This window comes from Thiohalophilus sp. (assembly GCF_034522235.1).
Taxonomy (GTDB): Bacteria; Pseudomonadota; Gammaproteobacteria; order UBA6429; family Thiohalophilaceae; genus Thiohalophilus.
In genome coordinates this window covers 488,064-502,890 of sequence record NZ_JAXHLN010000002.1, presented here as the reverse complement: position 1 = coordinate 502,890, position 14,827 = coordinate 488,064, and the positions used below count along the sequence as shown (strand labels likewise).

General features: G+C 58.4%; 10 protein-coding genes. All 10 read right to left on the bottom strand.

The genetic code is table 11. The annotated features are described in order from the left end of the window. Positions 1-7: 7 nt before the first annotated feature. On the bottom strand, positions 8-304 hold the full coding sequence (gene rplW / locus U5J94_RS02690; protein WP_322564095.1) for a 50S ribosomal protein L23: 297 nt from the start codon (positions 302-304) through the stop codon (positions 8-10). Continuing rightward, a complete protein-coding gene (rplD, locus tag U5J94_RS02685; protein WP_322564094.1) occupies positions 301-921 on the bottom strand; it encodes a 50S ribosomal protein L4 in 621 nt (206 codons plus the stop codon). The genes rplW and rplD overlap by 4 nt, the downstream gene beginning before the upstream one ends. Before the next feature lie 13 nt (positions 922-934). Continuing rightward, entirely contained in the window at positions 935-1,576 is a 642-nt protein-coding gene (gene rplC / locus U5J94_RS02680; RefSeq protein ID WP_322564093.1) for a 50S ribosomal protein L3, read from the bottom strand. Between the two features lie 26 nt (positions 1,577-1,602). Next, positions 1,603-1,920: a 30S ribosomal protein S10 gene (gene rpsJ, locus U5J94_RS02675; RefSeq protein WP_134085341.1), complete on the bottom strand. Its 318-nt coding sequence runs from the start codon at positions 1,918-1,920 to the stop codon at positions 1,603-1,605. Positions 1,921-1,926: 6 nt separating this feature from the next. Then, entirely contained in the window at positions 1,927-3,117 is a 1,191-nt protein-coding gene (gene tuf / locus U5J94_RS02670) for an elongation factor Tu (RefSeq protein WP_322564081.1), read from the bottom strand. Positions 3,118-3,150: 33 nt separating this feature from the next. Continuing rightward, positions 3,151-5,247, bottom strand: a complete 2,097-nt coding sequence (gene fusA / locus U5J94_RS02665) for an elongation factor G (protein WP_322564092.1) — start codon at positions 5,245-5,247, stop codon at positions 3,151-3,153. A gap of 21 nt (positions 5,248-5,268) precedes the next feature. Continuing rightward, complete coding sequence (gene rpsG / locus U5J94_RS02660) at positions 5,269-5,739, bottom strand: 30S ribosomal protein S7 (RefSeq protein ID WP_322564091.1); 471 nt, start codon at positions 5,737-5,739, stop codon at positions 5,269-5,271. A gap of 56 nt (positions 5,740-5,795) precedes the next feature. Next, positions 5,796-6,170: a 30S ribosomal protein S12 gene (gene rpsL, locus U5J94_RS02655; protein WP_322564090.1), complete on the bottom strand. Its 375-nt coding sequence runs from the start codon at positions 6,168-6,170 to the stop codon at positions 5,796-5,798. A 248-nt stretch (positions 6,171-6,418) separates the two neighbouring features. Then, positions 6,419-10,624, bottom strand: a complete 4,206-nt coding sequence (rpoC, locus tag U5J94_RS02650; RefSeq protein WP_322564089.1) for a DNA-directed RNA polymerase subunit beta' — start codon at positions 10,622-10,624, stop codon at positions 6,419-6,421. Positions 10,625-10,720: 96 nt separating this feature from the next. Beyond that, positions 10,721-14,800 carry a DNA-directed RNA polymerase subunit beta gene (gene rpoB, locus U5J94_RS02645; RefSeq protein ID WP_322564088.1) on the bottom strand — a complete coding sequence of 1,360 codons (4,080 nt, stop codon included), beginning with the start codon at positions 14,798-14,800 and terminating at the stop codon, positions 10,721-10,723. Between the last annotated feature and the right edge of the window lie 27 nt (positions 14,801-14,827).

Here is a 14,827-nt window from a genome sequence, read left to right as displayed (position 1 = left end):
TTAAACCTTACTCAGTGCCCATAAAGTTGATGTCCTGACCGGCTTTAATGCGCACATAAGCTTTTTTCCAGTCTTTGCGGCGGCCGGTGCCAAACGAAGTACGCTTGGTCTTACCTTTCACGTTTGCCACCTGAACACCTTCTACTTCGACGTTAAACAGCAGTTCAACCGCCTTTTTAACTTCAACCCGGGTCGCACTGGGTACAACCTTGAAGACCACCTGATTGGCGCTATCCGCCAGGAGGGTGCTTTTTTCGGAGATGTGCGGCTGCAGCAACACGTTCATCAAACGTTCCTGATTCATGCCAGCACCTCCTGAAGCTTTTCAACGGCGGCAGCGGTCATTAACACTTTGTCATGGCCCACCAGATTGACCGGATCGACATAGCCGACTTCACACAGGCCGACCTTGTACAGATTACGGGCCGACTTGAACAGCGCATCGTCAATTTCGTGGGTCACAATCATCACATTGTCCATACCCAGGCCGGCGAGTTTTTCCACCAGCTCTTTGGTCTTCGGCGCATCCAGCTTGAGATCGTCGATGACCACCAGGCGCTCCTGGCGAACCAGTTCCGACAGGATGGAACGCATTGCAGCGCGGTACATCTTGCGGTTCAGCTTCTGCGACCAGTCCCGGGGCTTGGCGGCAAACGTCTTGCCACCGCCTGTCCAGATCGGACTGCGAATGGTCCCGGCACGAGCGCGACCGGTGCCTTTCTGACGCCACGGCTTGCGACCACCACCACTGACATCGGCGCGGTTTTTGTGCGCACGCGTCCCGGCACGGCCACCCACCAGATAGGCGGTCACGGCCTGATGCACCAGGGTTTCGTTAAAGTCAGCACCGAACACGGCATCTGAAACCTCGACGGATTTCTTGGAGGCCTTGCCTGTGGCTGTTGTTAAACCTAATTCCATCGTCTGCGTCCTCTTAACCTGCCTTGACCGCGGGGCGTACGATGACACTGCCGCCCTTGGATCCGGGTACAGCACCCTTGACCAGCAGCAGATTGCGATCGTTGTCGACCTTGACCACTTCCAGATTCTGGGTGGTACGGTTTTTGTTACCCATCTGGCCGGCCATGCGCTTGCCTTTCAGCACCCGGCCCGGCGTCTGACACTGGCCGATAGAACCCGGGGCACGATGCGCCAGCGAGTTGCCATGGGTCGCGTCCTGGGTGTGGAAATGGTGACGTTTGACCGCACCGGCAAAACCTTTACCTATACTGGTGCCTCTTACGTCAACTTTTTGTCCGGCTTCGAACATATCCACCTTGATTTCACCGGCGAGCGAGAAATCCTCGCCTTCGCCGTCCGCCAGGCGGAATTCCCACACGTCACGGCCCGCTTCGACACCGGCCCTGGCAAAATGCCCGGCCTGGGGCTTGGTGACACGGCCGGCTTTACGTTTGCCGGTGGTCACCTGAACGGCGCGATAACCGTCCGCGTCAACTGTTTTCAGCTGGGAAATCCGGTTGGGTTCAACCGCGATCACAGTCACCGGCGTCGATACGCCGTCATCTGTAAAGATCCGGGTCATTCCCACCTTGCGCCCAACTACACCAATAGTCATTTGTCGTGCTCCACTCAGCAATCCGGTTAGTTCAACTGAATCTGAACATCCACGCCCGCGGCGAGATCCAGCTTCATCAGGGCGTCCACGGTCTTGTCCGTCGGATCCACGATATCCATCAGACGCTTATGTGTACGCAGTTCATACTGGTCACGCGCATCCTTGTTGACGTGCGGCGAAATCAGGATCGTGTAATGTTCCTTTTTCGTCGGCAGCGGAATCGGGCCTTTAACATGGGCACCGGTACGCTTGGCCGTTTCAACAATCTCGCGGGCGGATTGATCGATCAGACGATGATCAAAAGCCTTGAGACGGATGCGAATGTTCTGGTTCTTGGCTGCCATATATGTTTACTCAATAATCTTCGATACGACACCGGCGCCGACGGTCCGACCGCCTTCGCGAATCGCAAAGCGCAGGCCTTCTTCCATCGCAATCGGGGCAATCAGGCTCACGGTCATCTGCACGTTGTCCCCCGGCATGACCATTTCCACCCCTTCGGGCAGGTCACAGGCACCGGTCACGTCGGTAGTCCGGAAATAAAACTGCGGCCGATAGCCGTTGAAAAACGGGGTGTGACGCCCGCCTTCGTCCTTGGACAGAACGTACACTTCGCACTCGAACCTGGTGTGCGGCTTGATGGAGCCCGGCTTGCACAGGACCTGGCCGCGCTCGACGTCGTCACGCTTGGTGCCGCGCAGCAGCACGCCCACGTTGTCCCCCGCCTGACCCTGGTCCAGCAGCTTGCGGAACATTTCCACGCCGGTGACAGTGGTCTTGGCGGTGTCTTTCATGCCGACGATTTCCACGTCTTCACCCACTTTGACAATCCCGCGCTCGATACGCCCGGTCACCACGGTGCCGCGACCGGAGATGGAGAACACGTCTTCGATCGGCATCAGGAAGGTGCCGTCAATGGCCCGTTCCGGCGCCGGAATGTAGGCGTCCATTTCCGCCACCAGCTTCTCGATGGAGGGCACGCCAATTTCGGAGCTGTCCCCTTCCAGCGCCTTGAGCGCGGAACCGGTGACCACCGGGACGTCGTCGCCGGGGAAGTCATAGGAAGAGAGCAGCTCGCGCACTTCCATTTCCACCAGTTCCAGCAGTTCGGCGTCGTCCACCATGTCCGCCTTGTTCAGGTAAACAACAATGCTCGGCACGCCCACCTGGCGGGACAGCAGAATGTGCTCGCGGGTCTGCGGCATCGGGCCGTCGGCGGCCGAAACCACCAGAATCGCCCCGTCCATCTGCGCCGCACCGGTGATCATGTTCTTCACATAGTCCGCATGGCCCGGGCAGTCCACGTGCGCGTAGTGACGGTTCTCGGTTTCGTATTCCACGTGCGCGGTGGCAATGGTGATGCCGCGCGCTTTTTCTTCCGGCGCGCTGTCAATCTGGTCGTACGCCCGGCTTTCACCGCCGAACTTCTCGCCCATTACCTTGGTGATCGCCGCCGTCAAGGTCGTCTTGCCATGGTCTACGTGACCAATGGTCCCGACATTCACATGCGGCTTCGTACGTTCAAATTTTGCCTTGGACACCGTCTTACCCTCTAATTCTGTTTATGTATTGAATCAGGATGCTTTCTTAATCACTTGCTCTGCGACACTCGCAGGCGCTTCACTGTATTTGGCAAACTCCATGCTGTAGCTGGCGCGTCCCTGGGTCGCGGAGCGCAGGTCGGTCGCATAACCGAACATTTCCGCCAGCGGTACTTCAGCATGAATCAGCTTGCCGGCCGGGCCGTCTTCCATGCCCTGAACCATCCCGCGACGGCGGTTCAGGTCGCCCATGACGTCCCCCATATACTCTTCCGGGGTCACGACTTCCACTTTCATCATCGGCTCCAGCAAGACCGGATTTGCCTTTCTGGCGCCTTCTCTGAACCCCATGGAACCGGCGATCTTGAAGGCCATTTCCGAGGAGTCCACCTCGTGGAAGGAGCCGTCAAACAGAGTGACTTTGACGTCCACCATCGGAAAACCGCCGATAACGCCATTTTCCATCTGTTCCTGAATCCCTTTGTCAACCGACGGGATGTATTCCCTGGGAATCACACCGCCGACAATGTCGTTCACAAATTCGTAACCGCCGCCCTGTTCCTGCGGCTCAATCCGCAGCCAGACGTGACCGAACTGACCGCGCCCGCCCGACTGGCGTACAAACTTGCCTTCCTGCTCGACCTTCTTGCGCAGGGTCTCGCGGTAGGCCACCTGCGGCGCGCCGACATTGGCGTCAACCTTGAACTCGCGCTTCAGGCGGTCGACGATAATATCCAGATGCAGCTCGCCCATTCCGGAGATGATCGTCTGCCCCGACTCCTCGTCGGTATGTACCCGAAACGAGGGATCTTCCTGGGCCAGTTTCGACAGGGCGATCCCCATCTTTTCCTGGTCGGCCTTGGTTCTCGGCTCGATGGCCACCGAGATAACCGGCTCGGGGAACTCCATCCGTTCCAGGGTGATTACCTTGTTCGGGTCACACAGGGTTTCACCCGTAGTAACATCCTTGAGCCCGACAGCGGCGGCAATGTCGCCGGCGCGGACTTCTTTCAGCTCTTCGCGCGAATTGGAGTGCATCTGCACCAGTCGCCCAATTCGCTCTTTTTTGCCCTTGATAGGGTTGTAAACCGTATCCCCGGCTTTCACCACGCCGGAGTAGACCCGGAAAAACGTCAGACTGCCGACAAACGGGTCGGTGGCGATTTTAAACGCCAGCGCGGCAAACGGCTCGTCATCATCCGACTTGCGCAGCGCCTCGGTCACGTCGTCTTCCAGCACGCCCCTGATCGCCTTCACTTCAATCGGCGAGGGCATGTAGTCAACCACCGCATCGAGCATGGCCTGCACGCCCTTGTTCTTGAACGCCGAGCCGCACAGCACCGGCACAATTTCGTTGGCCAGGGTGCGGGCCCGCAGGCCCTGCTTAATCTCGTCAGCGGACAGGTCGCCGTTTTCGAGATAACTTTCCATCAACGCTTCGTTCGCTTCGGCGGCAGCTTCCACCATCTGCTCGCGTAGCGCCTGCGCCTTGTCCTGCAATTCAGCGGGGATGTCCCGCTGATCGTAAGTGGCGCCAAAATCAGTTTCGTTCCAGTAAATCGCCTTCATCCGAATCAGGTCGACGATACCCTGGAAATTTTCTTCGGCACCGATATTCAGCTGAACCGGCACCGCATTGGCGCCGAGGCGCTTTTTAATCTGTTCGACCACGCGCAGAAAATCGGCGCCGGCGCGGTCCATCTTGTTGACGAAGGCCATGCGCGGGACTTCGTACTTGTTCGCCTGGCGCCAGACTGTCTCTGACTGGGGCTCTACCCCGCCGACCGCGCAAAACACGGCACAGGCGCCATCCAGTACCCGCAAGGAGCGCTCCACCTCGATGGTGAAGTCCACATGCCCCGGGGTATCAATAATATTGATCCGGTGCTGCGGATACTGTTGATCCATGCCCTGCCAGAAGCAGGTCGTGGCGGCGGAGGTAATCGTAATGCCGCGCTCCTGTTCCTGCTCCATCCAGTCCATGACCGCCGCGCCGTCATGGACCTCACCAATCTTGTGCGAAATCCCGGTGTAGAACAGGATCCGCTCGGTCGTCGTCGTCTTGCCGGCATCGATATGGGCCATGATGCCGATATTGCGATAACGATCGATTGGTGTTTTGCGGGCCACTCTCTTTAACTCAGTATCAAATTACCAACGGTAGTGGGCAAACGCCTTGTTCGCCTCCGCCATCCGATGGGTGTCTTCGCGTTTTTTCACGGCCGAGCCGCGATTTTCGCCGGCTTCCAGCAGCTCGCCGGCCAGCCGCGCACCCATGCCTTTTTCGCTGCGCTTGCGCGCAGCTTCCACGAGCCAGCGCATGGCCAGCGCATTGCGCCGTGCCGGACGGACTTCGACCGGCACCTGGTAAGTCGCGCCACCGACACGGCGGGATTTGACCTCAACCATCGGCCGGATGTTGTCCAGGGCTTTTTCCAGCGCCTCGACCGCGTCCGCGCGGGTCTTGCCCGAGACGGTCTCGAGCGCGCCGTACACGACTTTTTCGGCCACGGATTTTTTGCCATCGAGCATTAACATATTGATAAACTTGGCAATCAGTTCCGATTTGTATTTCGGATCCGGCAGGATTGCCCGTTTTTCTGCTTGTCGCCTTCTTGCCATCGTCTATTCCGCGTTGTCAGTGATTCAGCGTCAATTCGCTGCTATTAATAATGAACCTAGGATTTGGGTCGCTTGGCGCCGTATTTCGAACGGCCCTGCCGACGGTCTTTAACCCCGGCGGTATCCAGCGAACCACGTACCGTGTGATAGCGCACACCCGGCAGATCCTTGACACGGCCGCCACGAATCAGCACGACCGAGTGTTCCTGCAGGTTATGGCCTTCACCGCCGATATAACTGGCGACTTCATAGCCGTTGGTCAGGCGCACACGGGCCACTTTACGTAACGCCGAGTTCGGTTTTTTCGGCGTAGTGGTGTAAACACGCGTACAGACCCCGCGACGTTGCGGGCACGCTTCCAGTGCCGGGACGTTGCTCTTCTGGGGCCGGCGTTTGCGCGGCTTACGTACTAACTGGTTAATGGTTGCCATAAGTCTTTGTCTTTCTTAGTCCAGAAAATAAACGACAGGCCGGCGCACCGACCTGTCGTGAGGCGCGAGATTTTATGGGGCTGCGGGGTTCCTGTCAACAGTATCCCGCCCCCGATCGCGAATTTTTGGGGTTTTTAGCCCCGCAGCCCGGGATAAACCCGATCGCCACGCACAGCTGCCCACCGACCCGCGGCGTCAGGCAAAAGCCATGACTCTACATGCGGGTATATGGGCAACCCGGCCGGGGATCAGTTTTGCTGATCCACCGATTCGGCGTCGCCCGACGATTCGATCTCGGCCGCGGCGGCCGCCAGTGCAGCTTCGGCCGATTCGGCCTCCTTGCGCTGACGCCGGCGCTCCTTGTGAAACGCCTGGCCGGTCCCGGCCGGAATCAGCCGACCGACGATGACGTTCTCCTTGAGACCGCGGAGATCGTCGATCTTGCCGGTGACGGCTGCTTCGGTCAGTACCCGGGTGGTCTCCTGGAAGGAGGCCGCGGAGATGAACGATTCGGTCGCCAGCGAGGCCTTGGTGATGCCCAGCAGAACCGGCTCGAACAGCGCCGGCTGACGGTCTGCTGTCAGCATCCGCTCGTTCTCTTCCAGCATCCGGGAACGCTCCACCTGCTCGCCCTTGAGGAAGCCGGTATCGCCCGGGGAGGTGATATCCACCTTGCGCAACATCTGACGCACGATCACCTCGATGTGCTTGTCGTTGATCTTCACACCCTGCAGGCGGTAGACGTCCTGCACCTCGTTGACGATATAGCGCGCCAGCTCCTCGACACCCAGCAAACGCAGTATATCGTGGGGGTTGGGCTCACCTTCGGCGATGATCTCACCTTTTTCCACATGCTCACCTTCGAACACGGTGACATGGCGCCACTTGGGAATCAGCTCCTCATAGGTGTCGCCTTCGTTCGGTGTGATCACCAGACGCTGTTTGCCCTTGGTCTCCTTGCCAAAGCTGACCGTCCCGGAGATCTCCGCCAGGATGGAGGACTCCTTCGGTTTGCGCGCTTCGAACAGATCGGCCACCCGCGGCAGACCCCCGGTGATGTCACGGGTCTTGGAGGATTCCTGCGGAATCCGCGCAATGGCGTCACCCACGCTCACCGCATCCCCGTCCTTGAGGGAGATGATCGCGCCCGACGGCAGATAATAGTGCGCGGGCAAATCGGTGCCGACGATATTCATGTCGTTGCCGGCCTCGTCGATCAGCTTGACCATCGGTCGCAGATCCTTGGCCTGGCTGCTGCGCTGCTTGGGATCCATGACCACCAGACGGGAGAGACCGGTCACCTCGTCGACTTCGGCCTGTACGGTGACCCCCTCGATGATATCCATGAACTTCACCTGACCCTCGACTTCGGTGACGATCGGGTGGGTATGCGGATCCCAGTTGGCAACGATCTGGCCGGCCTCGACGGCATCGCCATCATTGGCCGAGATCACCGCCCCATAGGGCACCTTGTAACGCTCGCGCTCGCGCTTGTTCTCATCCAGCACGGTGATTTCCCCGGAGCGGGAGACCGCAACGTGGTTGCCACTGGCGTGCTGGATAGTCTTGATATTGTGCAGCCGCACCGTCCCCTTGTTCTTGATCTCGATGTTGCTGACCGCCGCAGAACGGCTGGCGGCACCCCCAATATGGAAGGTCCGCATGGTCAGCTGGGTACCCGGCTCACCGATGGACTGAGCGGCGATGACGCCCACCGACTCGCCCTGGTTGACCAGGTGTCCGCGGGCCAGATCGCGGCCGTAGCAGACGGCACAGACACCATGCAGGTTGTCACAGGTAATCGGCGAGCGAACCTGAATGTGGTCGATCCCCATCCCTTCGAGTTTGGCGACCCAATGCTCATCCAGCAGGGTCCCGGCCGGAATAATCACTTCGCCATCGGCGCCCTCGGCATCCTCGGCGGTCACACGACCCAGCACCCGCTCGGAGAGGGGTTCGACCACGTCGCCACCCTCGATGAGCGAGGAGATCAGCATGCCGTTGTCGGTGCCGCAATCGTCGCCGGAAACCACCAGATCCTGGGAGACATCCACCAGACGGCGGGTCAGGTAACCGGAGTTGGCAGTCTTCAGGGCGGTATCCGCCAGCCCCTTACGAGCACCATGGGTGGAGATAAAATACTGCAGAACCGACAGGCCTTCGCGGAAGTTGGCGGTAATCGGCGTTTCGATAATGGAGCCGTCCGGCTTGGCCATCAGACCACGCATCCCGGCCAGCTGACGAATCTGTGCCGCGCTACCGCGGGCGCCGGAATCGGCCATCATGAAGATCGAGTTATAAGACGGCTGGCGGACAATATTGCCGTCCTTATCCTTGATCTCATCGACGCCCAGCTTGTCCATCATGGCCTTGGCGATCTGATCATTGGTGTGCGACCAGATATCCACGACCTTGTTATAACGCTCGCCGTTGGTGACCAGACCCGAGGTATACTGCCCCTCGATCTCCTTGACCTCTTCTTCAGCGGCAGCCAGGATTTCAGCCTTCTCTTCGGGGATTTCCATATCATCGGCACCGAAGGAAATCCCGGCCTTGGTGGAATAGGCAAAACCGGTATACATAATCTGGTCGGCAAAAACGACTGTCGCCTTCAGTCCCAGCTTGCGATAACAGGCATCGATCAACCCGGAGATCGCCTTCTTTTTCATTTCCATGTTAAAGAGGCTGAACTCCATGCCTTCCGGGGCGATTTCGTACAACAGGGCACGACCAACAGTTGTTTCCTGCAAGGAGACCTTCTCGGTCTTGTTCCCCTCGTCATCAATTTCGAATTCATGGATACGCACCTTGACCCGGGCCTGCAGATCCACGACCCCGTTGTTATAGGCCCGATCCACTTCCTTCACATCGGCGAAGACCATGCCCTCGCCCTTGCCGTTGACCCGTTCACGGGTCATCCAGTACAGCCCCAGCACCACGTCCTGGGACGGCACGATGATCGGCTCGCCGTTGGCCGGCGACAGAATGTTGTTGGAGGACATCATCAGCGCACGCGCTTCGAGCTGCGCTTCCAGCGAGAGCGGCACGTGCACGGCCATCTGGTCGCCGTCGAAATCGGCGTTGAACGCCGTACAGACCAGCGGATGCAGCTGAATGGCCTTGCCTTCGATCAACACCGGCTCAAACGCCTGGATACCCAGACGATGCAGGGTTGGCGCACGGTTGAGCATCACCGGATGTTCACGGATGACCTCTTCGAGGATATCCCACACTTCCGGGCCTTCGCGCTCGACCATTTTCTTGGCCGCCTTGATGGTGGTGGCCAGGCCGCGCCGTTCCAGCTTACTGAAAATAAAGGGTTTAAACAGCTCCAGGGCCATTTTCTTGGGCAGACCGCACTGATGCAGACGCAGCGCCGGGCCGACCACGATCACGGAACGACCGGAGTAGTCGACACGCTTGCCCAGCAGGTTCTGGCGAAAACGGCCCTGCTTGCCCTTGATCATATCAGCCAGGGATTTGAGCGGACGCTTGTTGGAGCCGGTAATCGCCCGACCGCGACGGCCGTTGTCCAGCAGCGCATCGACCGATTCCTGCAGCATGCGTTTTTCGTTGCGCACGATGATGTCCGGCGCGTTCAGATCCAGCAGCCGTTTCAGACGGTTATTACGGTTAATGACCCGGCGATAGAGATCGTTCAGATCGGAGGTGGCGAAGCGGCCGCCTTCCAGCGGGACCAGCGGACGCAGTTCCGGCGGCAGCACCGGCAACACGGTCATGACCATCCACTCCGGCTTGTTGCCGGACTCGACAAAGGCTTCGATCAGCTTGAGGCGCTTGCCGAGTTTCTTGAGTTTGGTTTCGGACTTGGTGGCGCCCATATCTTCGCGCACCTTCTCGGCTTCCTGCTGCAGATTGATATTGCCCAGCAGGGCCTGGACCGCTTCGGCCCCCATGCGGGCGTCAAATTCATCGCCGAACTCTTCAATCGCTTCCAGGTAAGCTTCATCGGTCAACAACTGACCCCGCTCCAGGGTCGTCATGCCCGGCTCAACTACAACGAAAGCCTCAAAATAGAGCACCCGCTCGATATCCCGCAGGGTCATATCCAGCAGCAGCCCCATGCGCGAGGGCAGGGACTTGAGGAACCAGATGTGCGCAACCGGGGAAGCCAGTTCGATATGGCCCATGCGCTCGCGGCGGACCTTGGCCAGGGTGACTTCGATGCCGCATTTCTCACAAATCACGCCGCGATGTTTGAGGCGCTTGTACTTGCCGCACAGGCACTCGTAATCCTTGATCGGACCAAAAATCTTGGCACAGAACAGGCCATCACGCTCCGGCTTGAAAGTCCGGTAATTGATGGTCTCCGGCTTTTTAACCTCACCAAAGGACCAGGAACGAATCTTTTGCGGCGACGCCAACCCGATGCGAATTGCATCGAAATCTTCGGTCTGGCCCTGTTGTTTCAGAATCTTGAGTAGGTCTTTCACGTTGCCACTCCTAATAAAAGTTCCGAGTTACGAGGGACGAGTAACGAGGAAATAAAACAGGCCTCGTCACTCGGCCCCTGGCCCTCGTCCCTGGATTTAGTCCGTTTGCTCGAGTTCGATATCGATACCAAGTGAACGGATTTCCTTCAGCAGTACGTTGAAGGACTCCGGCATGCCCGGTTCCATACGATGATCGCCGTCGACGATGTTCTTGTACATCTTGGTCCGGCCGTTGACGTCATCGGACTTGACGGTGAGCATTTCCTGCAGGGTATAGGCGGCACCGTAGGCTTCCAGCGCCCAGACCTCCATCTCACCGAAACGCTGGCCACCGAACTGGGCCTTGCCGCCCAGCGGCTGCTGGGTCACCAGACTGTACGGACCGGTCGAACGGGCGTGCATCTTGTCGTCGACCAGGTGGTTCAGCTTCAGGATGTACATGTACCCGACGGTGACCGGGCGATCGAATTTCTCGCCGGTGCGCCCATCGTACAGATCGGCCTGGCCGCTTTCCGGCAAGTCTGCCAGACGCAGCAGGCGTTTGATTTCAGCTTCATTGACGCCGTCAAACACCGGCGTGGCCATCGGCACACCCGCACGCAGATTGCTGGCCAGCTTCAGGACCTCTTCATCCGTCAGGGACTTGAGATCTTCCTTCTGACCTTCGCTTTTGTTGTAAATGTCTTCCAGCAACTTGCGAATTTCCGCGATTTTGGTCTGGGCCTTGAGCATGTCACCCAGTTTCTTGCCCAGCCCCTTGGCCGCCCAGCCCAGATGCGTTTCCAGTACCTGACCGACGTTCATGCGCGAGGGCACACCCAGCGGACTGAGTACGATATCGATAGGCGTCCCGTCGGCACTGAACGGCATATCTTCGACCGGGCGAATCATGGAGATAACACCCTTGTTCCCGTGGCGACCGGCGATCTTGTCACCCGGCTGCATGCGGCGTTTGACCGCCAGATGCACCTTGACCATTTTCAGCACGCCCGGTGCCAGATCATCACCGGTCGTCAGCTTGCGCTTCTTCTCTTCGAATTTTTCATCAAAGTCCTTGCGCAGCTGCTTGATCTGCGCGCCAATGGCTTCCAGCTGGGCATTGGCGTCGTCGTTACGCAAACGGATTTCGAACCATTTTTCCCGCGGCACCTCTTCCAGATAGGCCCTGGTCAGCTTGCTGCCGCTTTTGAGCTTGTTCGGACCGCCATCGGCCACCTTGCCCACCAGCATGTGTTCAACACGCTGGTACGCATCGTCTTCCATGATGCGGCGCTGGTCGTTGAAGTCCTTGCGAACGCTTTCCAGCTCGGACTCTTCTATGGCGATCGCGCGCGAGTCTTTTTCCAGCCCGTCGCGGGTGAAGACCTGCACGTCGATCACGGTGCCGACGATGCCGGAGGAGACCCGCAGCGAGGTATCTTTCACGTCCGAGGCTTTCTCACCGAAAATGGCACGCAGCAGTTTTTCTTCGGGTGTCAGCTGGGTCTCGCCCTTGGGCGTGACCTTGCCAACCAGAATGTCCCCGGGTTTGACTTCGGCACCGATATAAACGATACCGGCCTCATCCAGCTTGGCCAGTGCCGACTCGCCGACATTGGGAATATCGCCGGTGATTTCTTCGGAGCCCAGTTTGGTATCGCGGGCGACGCAGGTCAGCTCCTCGATATGGATGGTGGTGAAGCGATCTTCTTCGACCACCCGCTCGGAGATCAGGATCGAGTCCTCGAAGTTGTAACCGTTCCAGGGCATGAAGGCGACCAGCATGTTCTGGCCCAGCGCCAGTTCCCCCAGATCGGTGGAAGGCCCGTCGGCCAGCACATCACCGCGGGCGATCTCATCGCGGACATTCACCAGCGGTCGCTGGTTGATGCAGGTATTCTGGTTAGAACGGGTATATTTGGTCAGGTTGTAGATATCCACACCGGACTCACCCGCCACGGTCTCATCGTCATTGACCCGCACAACAATACGCGAGGCATCGACCGAATCGACTGTACCGCCACGCCGGGCCACCACGGCCACACCGGAATCCACGGCCACGGTGCGCTCGATCCCGGTGCCCACTACGGGCTTCTCAGCACGCAGGGTTGGCACAGCCTGACGCTGCATGTTGGCGCCCATCAGTGCGCGGTTGGCGTCGTCGTGTTCCAGGAACGGAACCAGTGCCGCCGCAACCGAGACGATCTGCTTGGGCGAAATATCCATATAGTCAACCTTGTCCGGGGTCGACATGGCAAATTCGTTCAGATGGCGACAGGAAACCAGATCGTCGCTCAGATTACCCTTGTTATCCACGCCGGCGTTGGCTTGGGCGATAGTAAACTCGCCTTCGTCAATCGCGGACAGGTAATCGATCTCCTCGGTGACCTTGCCATTTTTCACCCGGCGGTACGGGGTCTCCAGAAAGCCGTACTGATTGGTCCGTGCGTAAACTGCCAGGGAGTTAATCAGACCGATGTTCGGCCCTTCCGGGGTCTCAATCGGGCAGACCCGGCCGTAATGGGTCGGATGCACGTCACGCACCTCGAAGCCCGCGCGTTCGCGGGTCAGACCGCCCGGGCCCAGTGCGGAAATACGCCGCTTGTGGGTCACTTCCGACAGTGGGTTATTCTGATCCATGAACTGGGAGAGCTGGGAGGAGCCGAAGAACTCCTTGATCGCCGCGGAGACCGGCTTGGCATTGATCATCTCCTGGGGCATCAGGTTTTCCGATTCCGCCAGGGACAAACGCTCCTTGACCGCGCGCTCGACCCGCACCAGCCCCACGCGGAACTGGTTTTCGGCCATCTCGCCCACGGAACGGATACGCCGGTTACCCAGATGGTCGATATCGTCGACGTTGCCCTTGCCGTCACGAATGCCGATCAGGGTCTGAATCACGGCCAGGATATCTTCCTTGGACAGGGTGCCTTCGCCGGTGACTTCCTTACGACCGATACGACGGTTGAATTTCATGCGGCCGACGCCGGAAAGATCGTAGCGATCCTCGCTGAAGAACAGGTTGTTGAACAGGTTCTCGGCCGCTTCCTTGGTCGGCGGCTCACCCGGGCGCATCATGCGATAAATCTCTACCTGGGCTTCCAGCTGGGTAGTGGTGGTATCGATTTCCAGGGTTTTGGAGATATACGGGCCGTGATCCAGATCATTGGTGAAAATGGTCTGGAATTCGGTGACATTGGCCTCGCGCAACTGCTCCAGACGCTCGGGGATGAGGGTGTCATTGGCCTTGGCCACCACTTCGCCGGTATCTTTGTTGATAACGTCGTGTGCCAGTACCTTGTCGTGCATATACTCGTCCGGCACCGCCAGTTTCTTCAGCCCGGCCTTTTCTATCTCGCGGATATGCCGCGGGGTAATGCGGCGGCCTTCTTCGACCAGCACCTTGTTCTTGATCTTGATATCAAATGTCGCGGTTTCACCACGCAGGCGATCGGCAACCAGATCGAGTTCAAAACCGCCATCCTTATTCATATGGAAGGTATTTTTCTCGAAAAACAGATCCAGCATCTCTTCGGTACTGTAACCGAGGGCGCGCAACAGTATGGTGACCGGCAACTTGCGGCGGCGATCGATGCGGGTAAACAGACAATCCTTGGGATCGAATTCAAAATCGAGCCAGGAACCACGGTACGGAATCACCCGGGCATTGAACAGCAGCTTGCCGGAGGAATGGGTCTTGCCCTTGTCGTGATCGAAAAACACGCCGGGCGAACGGTGCAGCTGGGAGACGATAACCCGTTCGGTACCATTAATAACAAAGGTTCCGGTCTCGGTCATGAGCGGAATTTCGCCCATGTAGACTTCCTGCTCGCGGATGTCCTTGACCGTGGGGTTCTTGGCTTCCTTGTCGTAGATGATCAGGCGCACCTTGACCCGCAGCGGAGCTGCATAGGTCACACCGCGCATCTGACACTCTTTCACATCAAAGCCCGGGGTTCCCAGCCGGTAGCTGACATATTCCAGCGCTGCATTGCCGGAATAGCTGACTATGGGAAAGACCGATTTGAACGCCGCATGCAAACCCTTGTCGTCACGCTGATCTTCGTTTTTTTCAGCTTGCAGAAATTCCCGGTAGGAATCGGTCTGCATGGCCAGAAGATAGGGGACTTCCAGGATGGTAGGACGACGACCAAAGTTTTTACGAATCCGTTTCTTATCAGTAAACGAGTATGCCATTGGTCACCTTGCTCGTAGCAGTTAGTC